General features: G+C 39.1%; 8 protein-coding genes, 2 tRNA genes and 2 rRNA genes (1 of these 12 cut by a window edge). 3 read left to right on the top strand and 9 right to left on the bottom strand.

Annotated features, from left to right (window positions below; genetic code table 11):
* The 8 genes from G3I01_RS07355 to G3I01_RS07320 all read right to left on the bottom strand — a co-directional run.
* Window positions 1-731: ribosomal RNA gene (locus G3I01_RS07355) — 23S ribosomal RNA — on the bottom strand (it extends 2,100 nt beyond the left edge of the window).
* Between the two features lie 228 nt (window positions 732-959).
* Window positions 960-1,033 (bottom strand) — tRNA-Ala (locus G3I01_RS07350).
* 120 nt (window positions 1,034-1,153) lie between these two features.
* Window positions 1,154-1,227 (bottom strand) — tRNA-Ile (locus G3I01_RS07345).
* 171 nt (window positions 1,228-1,398) lie between these two features.
* Window positions 1,399-2,927, bottom strand: a 16S ribosomal RNA gene (locus tag G3I01_RS07340).
* The 16S and 23S rRNA genes sit together here with 2 tRNA genes alongside, the layout of an rRNA operon.
* A gap of 705 nt (window positions 2,928-3,632) precedes the next feature.
* A complete protein-coding gene (locus G3I01_RS07335) occupies window positions 3,633-5,543 on the bottom strand; it encodes a putative porin (protein WP_219552400.1) in 1,911 nt (636 codons plus the stop codon).
* 153 nt (window positions 5,544-5,696) lie between these two features.
* Window positions 5,697-6,479 carry a DUF1735 domain-containing protein gene (locus G3I01_RS07330; protein WP_219552398.1) on the bottom strand — a complete coding sequence of 261 codons (783 nt, stop codon included), beginning with the start codon at window positions 6,477-6,479 and terminating at the stop codon, window positions 5,697-5,699.
* A gap of 21 nt (window positions 6,480-6,500) precedes the next feature.
* Window positions 6,501-7,982 carry a RagB/SusD family nutrient uptake outer membrane protein gene (locus G3I01_RS07325; protein WP_219552396.1) on the bottom strand — a complete coding sequence of 494 codons (1,482 nt, stop codon included), beginning with the start codon at window positions 7,980-7,982 and terminating at the stop codon, window positions 6,501-6,503.
* Between the two features lie 14 nt (window positions 7,983-7,996).
* Complete coding sequence (locus G3I01_RS07320) at window positions 7,997-11,260, bottom strand: SusC/RagA family TonB-linked outer membrane protein (RefSeq protein ID WP_219552394.1); 3,264 nt, start codon at window positions 11,258-11,260, stop codon at window positions 7,997-7,999.
* A 168-nt stretch (window positions 11,261-11,428) separates the two neighbouring features.
* Here G3I01_RS07320 and G3I01_RS07315 point away from each other — a divergent pair, with 168 nt between their 5' ends.
* From G3I01_RS07315 to G3I01_RS07305, 3 genes are all read left to right on the top strand, one after another.
* A complete protein-coding gene (locus tag G3I01_RS07315) occupies window positions 11,429-12,025 on the top strand; it encodes a ribonuclease HII (RefSeq protein WP_219552392.1) in 597 nt (198 codons plus the stop codon).
* Between the two features lie 33 nt (window positions 12,026-12,058).
* Window positions 12,059-14,488: a hypothetical protein gene (locus G3I01_RS07310; protein ID WP_219552390.1), complete on the top strand. Its 2,430-nt coding sequence runs from the start codon at window positions 12,059-12,061 to the stop codon at window positions 14,486-14,488.
* A gap of 153 nt (window positions 14,489-14,641) precedes the next feature.
* Complete coding sequence (locus G3I01_RS07305) at window positions 14,642-14,977, top strand: hypothetical protein (RefSeq protein ID WP_219552388.1); 336 nt, start codon at window positions 14,642-14,644, stop codon at window positions 14,975-14,977.
* A gap of 7 nt (window positions 14,978-14,984) precedes the next feature.
* On the opposite strand, the gene lipB is transcribed toward G3I01_RS07305, so the two are convergent.
* Window positions 14,985-15,689: a lipoyl(octanoyl) transferase LipB gene (gene lipB / locus G3I01_RS07300; RefSeq protein WP_219552386.1), complete on the bottom strand. Its 705-nt coding sequence runs from the start codon at window positions 15,687-15,689 to the stop codon at window positions 14,985-14,987.
* Between the last annotated feature and the right edge of the window lie 3 nt (window positions 15,690-15,692).

Below are 15,692 nucleotides of genomic sequence, written 5' to 3'. Positions count from 1 at the left end.
ACCTGCCCAAGGGTAGATCACACGGTTTCGCGTCTACCACTACCAACTAAAACGCCCTATTCAGACTCGCTTTCGCTACGGCTCCACAGCTGAACTGCTTAACCTTGCTGGCAACGGTAACTCGTAGGCTCATTATGCAAAAGGCACGCCGTCACCCCACGAAGGGGCTCCGACCGCTTGTAAGCGTATGGTTTCAGGATCTATTTCACTCCCTTGTTCAGGGTTCTTTTCACCTTTCCCTCACGGTACTGGTTCACTATCGGTCTCTCAGGAGTATTTAGCCTTGGCGGATGGTCCCGCCGGATTCATACAGGGTTTCACGTGCCCCGCACTACTCAGGATACCACTATGTTTTATACGAAGTTGCTTATACCGGGCTGTCACCGTCTATGGCCAGGCTTTCCAACCTGTTCTAATTCCTTGTACAAACAATATCGTGGTCCTACAACCCCAATAAGTCCGTAAACTCATTGGTTTGGGCTACTGCGCGTTCGCTCGCCGCTACTAGCGCAATCACTATTGTTTTCTCTTCCTCCGGGTACTTAGATGTTTCAGTTCTCCGGGTTCGCTTCCTTGCGGATGACATATCTTCAATATGCCGGGTTGCCCCATTCGGATATTCGCGGATCAATTTGTATGTGCCAATCCCCACGACTTTTCGCAGCTTATCACGTCCTTCATCGCCTCTGAGAGCCTAGGCATTCCCCATACGCCCTTATCTAGCTTGTATGCGCTTTGCTTAATGCTCTAATCTAACTTGATTGCTCAAGTTAGAAGTATTATAATGTATTACTTATATTAAATATTTCTATCTAATAGTGTTCTCGTATTCTTTGTTTCTCAATATGTCAATGAACTTTTTCCTTATCTAGCGATATAACTTCGATGATCCTACAAACTAAAAACGTATGTTTCCTGGTTGTTTGTAAAAACTATACCCATTATACCTCAAGGAATCGTGGAGAATATCGGAGTCGAACCGATGACCTCCTGCGTGCAAGGCAGGCGCTCTAGCCAGCTGAGCTAATCCCCCATAATGAATTCAGAATTTAGAATTCAGAATTTAGAATTAGAATTCCTTAGCTTCTAGAATTTCCTTCAGTATTTCAATCAATGAACTTCATAAACCTGATGGCTTACTTTAATTAAAAAGTAGTCTCAGGCAGACTCGAACTGCCGACCTCTACATTATCAGTGTAGCGCTCTAACCAGCTGAGCTATGAGACTGTCCATAAATAGACACCAGTCTTCAGACTTTAGGCGTTAGACAATCTAACATCTTATATCTTAAGATCTCACATCTATATATAATCGAATTGACGATAAGAATCAAGACCAAATTGGCCTCTGAACTTCCCTTTCGTAATTGTCGCTTGTCACTAGGTGACAAAGCTCTAGAAAGGAGGTGTTCCAGCCGCACCTTCCGGTACGGCTACCTTGTTACGACTTAGCCCCAGTTACCAGTTTTACCCTAGGCCGCTCCTTACGGTGACGGACTTCAGGTACCCCGGCTTCCATGGCTTGACGGGCGGTGTGTACAAGGCCCGGGAACGTATTCACCGCATCATGGCTGATATGCGATTACTAGCGATTCCAGCTTCACGCAGTCGAGTTGCAGACTGCGATCCGAACTGTGATAGGGTTTGAAGATTCGCATCCCCTCGCGGGGTAGCTGCCCTCTGTCCCTACCATTGTAGCACGTGTGTGGCCCAGGACGTAAGGGCCGTGATGATTTGACGTCATCCCCACCTTCCTCGCGGTTTGCACCGGCAGTCTGGCTAGAGTTCCCACCATTACGTGCTGGCAACTAACCACAGGGGTTGCGCTCGTTATAGGACTTAACCTGACACCTCACGGCACGAGCTGACGACAACCATGCAGCACCTTGCAATCTGTCCGAAGAAGGGTCTGTTTCCAGACCTGTCAGACTGCATTTAAGCCCTGGTAAGGTTCCTCGCGTATCATCGAATTAAACCACATGCTCCACCGCTTGTGCGGGCCCCCGTCAATTCCTTTGAGTTTCATTCTTGCGAACGTACTCCCCAGGTGGGTTACTTATCACTTTCGCTTAACCACCCAGCCCTCAATTAGGCCGGACAGCTAGTAACCATCGTTTACGGCGTAGACTACCAGGGTATCTAATCCTGTTCGCTACCTACGCTTTCGTCCCTCAGCGTCAATATATTATTAGTGATCTGCCTTCGCAATAGGTGTTCTGAGTAATATCTATGCATTTCACCGCTACACTACTCATTCCAACCACTTCATAATAATTCAAGAACAACAGTATCAATGGCAATTCTACAGTTAAGCTGCAGACTTTCACCACTGACTTATTATTCCGCCTACGGACCCTTTAAACCCAATGATTCCGGATAACGCTTGGACCCTCCGTATTACCGCGGCTGCTGGCACGGAGTTAGCCGGTCCTTATTCATACGGTACCGTCAAGCATCTACACGTAGATGTGGTTCTTCCCGTATAAAAGCAGTTTACAACCCATAGGGCCGTCTTCCTGCACGCGGCATGGCTGGATCAGAGTTGCCTCCATTGTCCAATATTCCTCACTGCTGCCTCCCGTAGGAGTCTGGTCCGTGTCTCAGTACCAGTGTGGGGGATCTCCCTCTCAGGACCCCTACCTATCGCGGTCTTGGTAAGCCGTTACCTTACCAACTAACTAATAGGACGCATACTCATCTTTAAGCCATAAATGTTTAATATAATCACCAGGAGGTGTCTATATACTATGGGGTATTAATCCACGTTTCCATGGGCTATTCCCCGCTTAAAGGCAGATTGTATACGCGTTACGCACCCGTGCGCCACTCGTCAGCGGATTAGCAAGCTAATCCCTGTTACCGTTCGACTTGCATGTGTTAGGCCTGCCGCTAGCGTTCATCCTGAGCCAGGATCAAACTCTTCATCGTTAAATCTTAAATATATTCAACAACTACTAAAGAAATTGCTCAGTATGACTTTTTCTAGTCTTAATTCTTATACACTTGATTTTATCTATCGCTAAATAAAATCCTTGTCAATTCAATATTTCAATGAACTCGACCAGTTTCCCGATCTTCTCTTGTTAAAACCCAAGGAATCGAACCTTTCTATATCGCCCCATCCGGCGGTTTCTCTTAACTTCAGTCTGTTTTTGTGAACGCTTGCTCTGTCTCAAAGCGGGTGCAAATATACAACGCTTTTTCTTTATCCACCAAAACTTTTTTAATAAAATTTTTAGTTTCTTTTAAAGCCTTCAGCATCAATTTGCTAACCCCCTCTCTTCCCAATGAACATCACTTCGTTTCCAAAGCGGGTGCAAATATAAAACGACTTTTCCTCTCCAACCAAATAAAAAACAATCTTTTTTTTATTTAATTTTTAAAGGCTCGACTCGCGCTATACCCCATCCCCAGTACTTTCAGTGAACATCCGCCTTGCTCTCAAAGCGGCTGCAAATATACAGCTGAATTTTAATTACACAATAGCTTTATTAAACTTTAGTCACTTTTATGTTAATGGAATCATTTCAGTAAAAAAACGCAGAATTCGGCAACCCTGAACAAGAAACAATCAAGAAAAGTTCAGGAAAAGACTAAATAAGAAAGGAATTCAGCAATAAATATTCGGAAGAATTATAGAAAAAGATCCCAAACAAGCCCAAAACGGACTAAAAAATCGGTGTATGGATATCCCGGGGCGGTAAAATTATTATTTCCATCTATTAAATCGTTTAGATGTTGAAGCTTGAAAAATATCCTCGCCTTATCCACTTTAGCGTTAAAAAAGAAGTCGACCACAGGGAATCCACCAAGCTCCTGGGTATTTTGAGTATAGAATTCTGCCAGAATAGGATCATAGCCATCCATATCATATTTGGTGAAATACTTAAAAGTAAAGCCTGTTTGTAAATACAAAGCCCTATCAAACCAGTAATCCTTATAATAAATAGAATTACGAGTGGTAAATTCAGGAAGGTTTAAAACCCCCGTCCCTTCGAGGACATTCTGATACATTACTGTATTATAAGATCCAAATAAACCAAAATCGAATTCTTTCTCCGCTCTTAATTTTAAATATCTAACCTGGTCTCCTGCCTGGAATGGTTTAACAAAGCCTTCTTGATTTAATCCAAAATATGAATAGTTCTCTATTTGCGATAAGCTCCCGTAAACATCAAAGAACTTTTTAGATCTGAAATCTGCAAACAGTCGTTGAGATATTTCATTATCAAAATTGTTCTGCCAGTTATAGTTTATATAATTACTCTGGTACAATAAAAAATTGAAATTAGGCGCAGCACTATTTTGATTCACCCCAAAACGAATCTTGTTTTCCTTATCGAACTCATAGGAAGCTGTCGCCTCAAGATAGTTCCCGCTAAATTCGTCGGCTAGATTCAACCTACCTTCGGCTTCCACCTTAAAGCCCCCATACTGTTTCTTATAAGAAGCCCCAATATGAAGTAGATCTCCAGTAAGCCTGTTTCCTATAGTATCACCCGGACGTATGTAAACCGAATTATAACCGTAGTCATAATTAGTATGCCCAGCTTTAAAGGAAATATCTCCTAATAACCTATTAGAATAATTTACGGAAGCTTCGTTAAAAAGCACTTCCAGTCTTGTGGCATCTCTAAGATTAGCAGCTTCAAAGGATTCACCGAAAATATCATTTTCGGCAGTTTGCTGATCAAATTGAAATTTCTTGTAGCTAAAATCAAAGGTATGGGCGATGTTCAGGCTATTGGTAGAATCGGCAAGATTAGTAAGCTCATAATGATGATCCAGAAAAAACCTTTTACCAAAAAGGGTACTTTCAGCATCTTCAAAATTCACGTCCAGGACAGATCTATCATCAAATTCCTCTTCTTTATTAATGTATTGCTGAATTGCCTGGTCTGTTAAGCCTCCATTTTCCTGATTCAGCAGATCCTGTGAAACGAAATGAGCCTTTGCATGATATCTCTTATTATTAGAATCATAACTAAAACCTATTCGAAGATTTCCCGAACTAGTGAGTATATGCTGAAATTTACCCAGTGCTCGAACTCCTTTATAGGCGATGAACATATTGAAATTCCTGGAAGTATTAATCGTAAAAAAAGCATCCAGCTGTTGACCCTGCTCCGGAACGGTTTTAAAATACAACTCGGTCCAGGGAGTAGGAACGTGATAATAATCCACATCTTCTACCTCAAAGAAATTGAAATGCCTTGCCCTGGCTCCAAATTCTGGAAATGCTATTTTATAGTCCTTTCTTAAACTTAAACTAGTATAGGTTTGGCCGGTATTGGAAAAGGGAAGCAATTCGAAATTATCATCTCTTAGATAATTAAACTTGTAATCATCCATAATGGTAAGACTTGTATCGAGATGAGTAGTATCCCTTTCGATGGAAATGATCTTATAGAGATCTACTCCCGGAAGACTATCTTTCTCGGTACTATCCTGATCATTTTCACCACCACCCCTTGGCCCTAATTTAGTTTGACCATGAAGTCCAACTGTAAATAGAAATAAGAATAATATAACTAATCGTTTCATTCAGGAATTAATGAGAGGCTAAAATAGAATTTTAAAATTTACTAGATTAAAAAAATTAAGATTCTAGCGATGGCGAAGATCCAATTATAAAAATAAGCATAAAAAAACCACCCTTTTAAGGGTGGTTTTCTGCTTAAACAAACAAATATGTTCTTACATTTTAGTGTAAACAGAAGTTGCTGTATCACCATAACCATTCTCGAAAGAGATAGTTAATGTACCATCAGCGTTCACTGTTCCAGTTACGTTAGTTTCTGTTCCAAATGGCTCTTCAAAGGTAGAAGACAGGTTACCACAAACATCTGTGATTGTAGCTTCCGTATCCACACAATATTCATAAGCGTCACAATACCAGTCAATATAAATACCGGCAAAGATATCTGAAACAGTATACTTATTAGTTCCCGTTTTAGTAAGAGTAACAGTATATGGTAGATCTACCACAGGATCTGGAGCAGCTCCATCTGTAGACTGTCCACTAGTTAATACTGAATAAGTCCCTTCAAGCTCTGAAGGACAATCTCTAGAAACACTTATTGCAAGAGGATCACCAGCAGTTACTTCAGGAGTACTTTCGATAGAAAGTACTAAAGAATTACCTGCGTTACTGATACTCGTATCTGTAAAATCTACAGTTATAGATGCTTCATTAGAATTTGCTGGTATCGTTACCGTAGCAGGTACAGAATATGAATCTGCAGGTAAAGTTGATGATTCAGCAACCATGACATCGAAAGTTCTGTCAGATCCAGTTACATTCCCAGTATATACTGATACATCAAATGAACCACCACCGTTTTGAGGTACTGCAATTTCTCCACTTGTTTCGCCAAAAGTCACATAACTTAATGGCTCCATATCATCATCGTAATCACAACCTACAACAACTAAAGAGAAGGCTGCAAGAACGAAAAATAGATTAAAAAATTTCTTCATAATTAAATTTGTTATTAGTTACTACTCGTTCTGATCGCTGATGAAAGGATTAAACTGAATTTCAGATTCTGGAATCTCGAAAGTAAGTCTTTCATCATCATAAGGAATTGCCACACCTACAAAAGAAAGGTGGTTATCACCTCTGGAAATAGTAGCTTTATTCCTCTTCATAGCAAGGTAACTTTTACCTTCACCCCAAAGTTCAATTCGAGTTTGCAGGTAAATTTCATCTAAAAGATCACCACCAGAAAGAGCATCTACATAAGAAGCATCATCTACTCTCTCATCTAATAAAGTTTTAAGAGTAGCGGCAGCATCTGCATCCATTCCTAATTGAGCAGCAGCTTCAGCTTTTAAAAGGTACATCTCTGCAACTCTCATGTATACATAATCTGTAGTTACAACAGCCTGACCTCCAATCACCTTGTTAGGATCATAGAATTTATTACGAGGCATAAGATCTGTATAAGCACCAACCGGAGCTTCGAATTGATCTTTTCTTACATCATTATCTGGAATCGCTGCATAAAGATCTGAATCTATCGCTTTAGCGTCACCAGCCCATGCGTAGCTATAAGTATACTGATCTACCTGACCCCACCAAGAAACAAGCCCAAGGTCAACATCTGCAGTTAGATCGATTCCCCACATCCATCCAGATGTGTTTACATCGTTAAAACCGCCAAGAACTTCTTCAGCACTCATAAGGGTGTACTGTCCGCTGTTAATAACTGAGCTAGTTAGATCATATACTTGCTGCCATTCTCCTTTAGATCCATAAACATAAGCAAGGATTCCCTGAGCAACAGTTTTGTTGATCTCATTTTTTCCAGCTCTGTTAAATCCATCTAATAAAGTAATAGCATCATTAAGATCTTTTTCCATGAAATCATAGATCTCACCCATACTTACTTTAGGACCATTCTGATCCTGAAGATCATCATAGATAGGAAGTATTTCTGCAGAAGGATTATATTTCTTTGCGAAATACTGAGTCAAATAAAAGTAAGAATGAGCTCTGATGGCCTTAGCCTGCCCCATAAGATATTTATTCTCGTCCAATTCTGGAATCGCTTCATTACCACCAAGTGCATCGATCACGGTATTAGCAGAACGGATGATTCGGTAGTAATATCTCCAAACCATGTAGTTTCTGTTAGATGTAAAATCCTGAGGTGCCTGGAATTCAGTAATATCAGCTCTATACCATCCATATGTACTTACTGAAAGAGCCATGTCTCCTGAAAGCATATCACCAAAGATATCATAACCTTTTTGACCAAAATCATCGTGGCCAGTTGTTCCTCCAGTTCCTGTTTCTACAGTTAAAGAGTAGATACCGGTCATGGTACCTCTAACTACTGCAGGATTCTTTTCTGCAGCTTCTCCTATTTGCCCAGCGGTAAGAAACTCACTAGGCTGTTCATCTAAGAACTCTTCACTACAACCTACCCCAGCAAAGAGTAAGGTTGAGATCATTGAAATTTTAAGTAAACTTTTCATAATAATATTTTTTTTTAGAATTTAACTCTAACACCTAAAGTTACAGTTGTAAGTGGTGCGTAAAGTCTACGACCAGAGTTACCAGATTCACTTGTGTTTGGTAAAAATCCTTCTCTAGCAGTCTTTGTAAATAAATTATCACCAGATACAAAGATATTCAATAAATCCAAACCTGTAGCTCCAATAGTCTCACTGTCAAAAGTATAACCTACTAAAGCGTTGTTCAAAGCAAGATAATCAGTACTTGTCAAGAAACGAGTAGAAGTTGAAGTTCCATTTACAAAAGCATTATCTGTAAGAGCAGGTACATTTGTGATGTCACCAGGTCTCTGCCATCTATCAGCGATATCTGTGTGGAAGTTATTTCCAGCAGCACCAAAACGGTCGCTCATCAATTCAGCGTATTGCGCATCATAAGCATAACCTCCCAGGCTGTAGATAAACTGAGTAGAGAAGTTAAAACCTTTATAACGTCCTCCTAGTCTAAATCCACCGCTAACATCCGGAATACCAGACTTTCCAACATATTTATCAGTTGCACTAGCATAAGTATCTGTCACCCTTCTTTCTACATTAGCATCAGGGTTGTCATTTATATACGTAGTCATTGAAGAAATGGATTCATCATCACCATCAAAAACTCCGTTTCCATTTACATCATTATAATATTGGTACCATAGTGGTGCACCATTAGCAGGATCTACACCAGCATATTCTCTCATGTAAAAATCGTAGATCGAGCTACCCTGAGAATAAGCGTAAAATCCAGGAGAGTTATCAAGGATTCTCTCTTCTCCTGTAGATGGTTCAATCGGCATTGTAAGAATCTCATTCTGATTCACCGATCCATTCACGTTCAAATCAAGTTTGAAATCTCTTGTGTTAATAATGTGACCTGTAAGGTTGAATTCCACTGCAGAGTTTAAAAGCTCTCCATCATTCACAGTAATAATAGCGATACCCTGAGAAGGTCCTACTCTTCTTTCAAAAATAAGATTATCTGTTCTCTTTCTATAGTAATCAACAGAACCATCTAACCAACGGCCTAAACTAAATTCTGTACCAACCTGGAACATATTTGAAGTTTCCCAGGTTAGATCTGGGTTTCCGTTATCATTAGCAGAAATAGAGATTCCTCCACCTAGAAGTCCTAAGTTGAAAGTATCATAACCATCATAGTAACCAACACCAGCTTCATCACCTGTAATACCGTAAGAAGCCTTAACTTTTAAGAAGTTAATTAACCCAGAGTTAAAGAATCCTTCATTTGAGATTACCCATGATACACCGGCAGAACCAAATGTTCCCCATTTGTCATTTACGAATCTTGAAGAACCGTCACGACGAACAGAACCACTAAAATAGTACTTATCTGCAAAGTTATAGTTTAACTGACCAAAGTAAGATTCAAGAGACCTTCCTTCAGAGAATCCAACTGGTGGGCTTAAATTTTCCACGAAGTTGTTTAACTCATAAATATCAGGAGAAACTGAAAGTCCTTTGTAGTTCTGAGATTCAGATCTTTTAATTTTATTGCTTTCGTGAGCGATAAATGCCTCTAGACCATGGTCTCCATACTGATCTGAAAATCTAAGTAACTGTAAAAAGTTTGTTGAATAGTACTCAACATCTTCAGTATATAAATCACCTCCAGTAGATCTACCACCACCATAGAACGGGTTTCTAAACTGCTTCTCTCTATCCATGAAGTAGTTACCACCAAAACGAGTTTCAAATCTTAAGTTCTCAGTAATATCAAGATTTAAAGACATGTTTCCATTTAACTGGTGTCTATCTGTACCATTAAAATCGTAAAGAGCCGAAGCGATCGGGTTCAAGTTGTTCGCATTAGGTCTAGCACGGAAACCTGAATCTGTACCATAATCATACTGATTTCCACCAAAAATTGGATCTGGAACTAATTCAAAGTTATCATCCCTAAGGAATACAGGGAATATTGGCGCCATCTTATCAGCAAATTCAAATAAGTTTTCAGAACCAACTGTTTGTCCGTTTGCAATAGTTTCTGAATAAGTGTAACCAAGGTTAACACCAACTTCTAACCATTCTTTCACTTGAGAGGTAAGGTTCAAACGAGAAGTATATCTATCAAAACCAGTTCTAATAGCATATCCATCATCATTTAAATAACCAATGGAAGCGAAATATTTAGTTTTTTCATTTCCACCACCAAAACGCACACTCGCCTCAGTTCTGATTGAAGAATCAAAAGCTAAATCTTCATATCGTTGCGGAGTATATCTTCTAGTAACTCCATCTCTTACCATTCTGGTTTCAGGATTGATAAGCTCTCCACCATCTTCAACATTCCATAGATTATATCCTGCTGGAACGTAGTTGTCTGTAAACAACTGAGAGTTAGCAAAATCAACTGGATTTGCTCGTCCGGTAATAACCCCACGGTTATAAATACCTTCCCAAACATATCCAATGTACTCTTCTGGAGATCTAATCACATCGTAACGAGGGATCAACTGCGTGTTAACACCAGTTTTCACATCAAGTTCGATATAATCTTCACCTGCACTACCAGATTTAGTTGTAATCAAAACAACCCCATTTGCCCCTCTAGAACCATAGATAGCTGTAGCCGTTGCATCCTTAAGAATAGTTGTACTCTTAATATCTGCAGGGTTAATCGAGTTAATTGTGCTTAGAGCCTCACTATCGGTACCATCTGCACCACTACTTACGTTTAATGGAATACCATCTACAACATAAAGTGGATCACGGTTACCATTTACCGAACCATAACCTCTAATACGAATAGTAGAAGCTGAACCAGGCTGACCTGAAGTATTAATTACATTTACCCCAGCAACCTCACCGGCAAGAGCCTGTGTAATGTTTGAAGTTGACTTCACATCCAGGTTTTCTGCCTCAATTGTTGTAGCAGAACCGGTAAATGACTGCTTTGTAGCAGTACCGTATCCCACAACCACAACCTCATCAAGGGCAGCAGCATCAACAGCCATAGTTACATCAACAACATCAGATGCACCTACCGTTGATTCCTGAGTAGCAAAACCAAGGTAACTATATACCAGTACATCACCCTGATCTACTGTTATACTATAATTACCATCGAAATCGGTTTGCACTCCATTACTAGTACCCTTTTCAATGACGTTTACCCCGGGTAGAGGCAAACCGTCCTCATCTACAACCGTACCTGTAACGGTTTTCTCTTGTGCAAATGAAATTTGCACCACTAACACCAGTAAAAGTGTCAGCAATCCTTGTAATCTTTTTTTCATTATTTGTTAAATTTGAATTAGCCAGCGCCAAAAATCATAATAATTTCCTAATAAACCAAAATTTTTACCATTTTAACTTATCAATACTTTAACAAATAGGGGAATCTTAAAGGAGCTTTGAATAGTGCATTTTAAATATTCTTTAAAAAATACATAACAAAATTACGAATGCTTGAATTTTATAATATTGAATTAACGGTTGCAGGTACAGACGAAGCAGGTAGAGGATGTCTCGCCGGACCTGTGACTGCTGCTGCCGTCATCCTCCCTCGTGACTTTCAAAATTCAGTCTTAAATGACTCGAAAATATTAAGTTTAAAAAATAGAAAATTATTAAAATCTCAAATTGAGGTCCAGGCAGTTGCTTATGCTGTTGAGCATGTTTTTATGCACGAAATCGATGAAATAAATATTCTGAACGCCTCTATTCTAGCCATGCACAAGGCTCTACAATCGTTAAAATTTGATCTGGATCAAATAATTGTGGATGGAAACAGATTTAAACCTTTCAATAAGGTTCCACACAATTGCATAATAAAAGGCGATGGAAAATATATGAGTATTGCAGCAGCTTCTATTTTAGCCAAAACCTACAGGGACGAATTCATGGAAAAGATCCATGAAGAATACCCCCTGTACAACTGGAAAAAGAATAAGGGGTACCCAACCAGAGAACACCGGGATGCCATTGCAAGGTATGGAATCACAAAATATCACCGAAAAAGCTTTAAACTACTTCCAGATCAATTGAAGATTGACTTCTAAGTTTCTATTTTTGCCCAAATCCAACCAAACCCAATGAAAAGATTAATATTAGTTTTTCTAATAATCTCTTTATTTTCCTGCACAGAAAACAGGAAAGTAGAATTCAATATCCTAAACCTGATCCCTGACAATTCAGAATTGGTTGTAATCACCCCCAATCCCGAAGTTTTTCTGGATGAATTGAATTCAAATGACCTTCTAGGTAAAAGTCAATTTCCCTTAAAAACCAGGATTACCAAAGAACTGGGTTTTCTGCGATTTTTAAACCTGAAGAATGAAGCAGGTTTATCGATATCAAATCTCTCATCACAGGATCTTAGTTACACTCTTATAACTAAACGTGATTCCAGCCTGATCCCTTTTGATTCCATTAAGAACAAGGCTGTGGAAACTTTTAATAAAGGAAATGTGGAATTTAAAAGAATAAGTATTGAAGATTCAAAATTCTTCCTATATGAAAAGGGAAATACTTCATTCATAACAAATTCAAAACAAAGGGTTCTGGATTATGATTCCGGCGAGAAACTATTGAATTCTGCTAGTTTTAAAAGAGCTTTTGACGCTTCAGACCCCAATAAAACTTCTGTTTTCCTGCAGCATTCAAAATTACCTGAAGACCTTTCTTCATTCTTCAATGACCTGAAATTTTCCGTATTTAAAAATTTTGCCGGATGGAGCTCTGTTGATCTGGACCTCACAAGATCGGAGATCAAAATTAATGGTATAAGCCTAAAAAATAATGAAGGTAATTTTCTAAGTATTTTTACAGATAACGATCCAAGACAATCTGAAATTGGTAAAATATGTCCTTCTGATTTCGTAAGCTATTATTCACTTGGATTTTCTTCTTTCCAGAATTTGCACACCAATTTAAAAAAGATAAGGAAAGACAGCTTATCTAAAAGTTATCCCGAGATACTGGATCATAGCAGGGAGATTGCTACTATAGCATTAAAAGATGGGAATGCGGTTGTTTTGAATGTCAATGAAATTGAAGCCGCCAAGGAAGCCCTGGCAGGTCTTGGCGAAGAAATTGAATCATTCAGAGGTTCTTCCATTGTAGAAATGTCCGAAGCATTACGATTCGCTGAGATCTTCAAAAATATTATGACCTTAGAAAATTTTCAGTATTATACTATAGAGGATAACTTCGTGATTTTTTCTAACTCCGTAGAAGTCCTTAAAAACTTCATCACCTCCTATCAAAATACAGATACGCTGATTAACAAACAATATTTCACAGATCTGATGTCTTCTCTTTCATCTGAATCCTCGATGTTGTTTGTTATAAACTCCAGGGAATTTTCCAAATCCCGGGAAAACCAATCTGTAGATCTTAAATTCAATAAAAACAGTCTAGCCGCCTTTCAGGTTATCAACGAGGATAATTTTGCCCATCTGCATGGTATTCTTTCAAATTCAGAGAAAGCAGCTCAAAGTAATGGCGCAGAACAGATCTCTTCTTTTAAGATCGATTCTGCTGTTTCCACAAATCCATATTTTTTCAGGAATCACAGGACAGACCAACTTGATATTGCGGTTCAGGATGAAAACAACGATCTATATTTAATTTCGAACAAGGGAAATATCTTCTGGAAGAGGAATCTTGACAGCCAGATCACCAGCCCGATCTACCAGGTAGATCTTTTTAAGAATGGAAATTTACAGCTCGCTTTTTCTACAGGTTATAACATGGAGGTTCTGGACAGAAATGGCAATAAAGTGAAAGGTTACCCAATTAAATTCAATCAAGCGCTCACCCAGCCGCTATCGGTCTTTGATTATGACAATAACCGGAACTACCGATTTGTTCTTACTCAGAATAAGAGGGTATATATGGTAGGTCCAAAAGGAAAAGCGATCACCGGTTTCGACTTTGAACAGGCCGGTAGCGATGTTGTAAAGGCTCCAAAACATATTAGACTTGGCAATAAGGATTACATTCTCATAGCAGAAGAATCGGGAAAATTGAATATTCTAAGCAGACAGGGAAAAATAAGAGTTCCGGTAAAAGAAAATCTTGAATTTTCTGAAAACGAATGGTATGGGTACCAGAACAGTTTTGTTTCTACCAATCCACAACAAAATCTTGTGAAGATCTCACAAAACGGAAATGTCTCTTCCAGCGACCTGGGACTGGCAGAGAACAACAGGATCGTCGCTTCCAAAAACGACCTTGTTTACCTAAATGAAAACGAACTTTCTATAAACTCGAAGATCGTGAATCTCGATTTTGGTCTTTATACAGACCCTCAATTATTCACTTTCAGGAATCGCAGCCTTATTGCTATTACAGATACTCAAACACAAAAAGTATATGTCTTTAATGACAAAGCAGAATTACTGGAAGGATTTCCGGTATACGGGACTTCGCAAGTGGATATCGCAAATGCAGACCTGGATTCTAAACTGGAACTTATTGTAAAGGGTGAAGAAAATGAGATTCTCATGTATGAATTCTAATTCACAGTTTTAAGGGCTCTCCCTTATCGGAAATTATATAGGAACGGAATAATTTTACAGGTTATAATCTTTATCCTGTAATGCATGAGTTTAAAATTTCTACTCCTTATAATTTTGCTCAGCTTCTCAGCTGAGTTACTTTCCCAAATAAAAATGAAAAGACCGTCTGGAGCGGTCGGGATCAAAATTGTAGATTCGGTAGTAGAAAGATCCTTTAATATGTATGAGCAAATTTTCAATTATCATCTTCAGATCAATGAAGGTGAAATTCTATGTGAAGAGGATTTATTAATCATTAATGAGATCGCTTTTGAATCTGAAAAGATCATTAAAAAGGCAATAGACGCAAAAAAGATTTTGAAAAAAGAAAAATTTATTCCCCGAACCATGGCCACCATCAGGCTGGAAAGGGCAAAGAGAGCTGTGTATTATTGCCAGGAGGCTAGCCAGGAAGTATTACTGGCTCAAAATATTGGTTTGAAAAATTAAGCTAACCTTATTCAGAAATTAATTCTGCTTCAAAAAGATCTGCAAAATGCTGCATTAGCTTTTGCTGAACTTCTTCCATATCCACTTTCTGTTTTCCTAACTCAACATTCAGCGAAGTAACCGCCTTTCCCTTAATTCCGCATGGAATAATATTGTCAAAATAACCAAGATCGGCGTTGACATTAAGTGCAAAACCGTGCATGGTCACCCAGCGACTGGCCCTCACCCCCATCGCACATATCTTTCGTGCAAACGGAGTTCCTACGTCCAGCCATACACCGGTCTCTCCCGGGCTTCGGTCAGCTTTTAAACCATATTCGGCCAGGGTAAGAATAACCATTTCTTCAAGTAGTCGAAGATATTTATGTATATCTGTAAAGAAATTATCAAGATCCAGGATGGGATAACCCACGATCTGACCGGGGCCATGATAGGTAATATCCCCTCCCCTGTTTATCTTATAATAGGTAGCATTTTTAGCCTCAAGTTCAGCTTCAGAGATCAAAAGGTTTTCAATATCCCCGCTTTTTCCCAAAGTATAAACATGTGGATGCTCTACAAAAAGCAGGTAATTCTTCGTTGGCAGATCGAGCTCTTCACGCCGATTCCTGATCTTAAGCTCAAGTGTATTCTTAAAAAGCTCTTCCTGGTAATTCCAGGTTTCCTTATAATCTTTGACTCCTAAATTCTGTACTTCAACTTTCTTATTCATGCC

The sequence above is a fragment of the Gramella sp. MT6 genome (assembly GCF_019357415.1).
Lineage (GTDB): Bacteria > Bacteroidota > Bacteroidia > Flavobacteriales > Flavobacteriaceae > Christiangramia.
The sequence above is the reverse complement of the archived record's forward strand: the minus strand, read 5'-3'. Positions and strand labels throughout refer to the sequence as shown.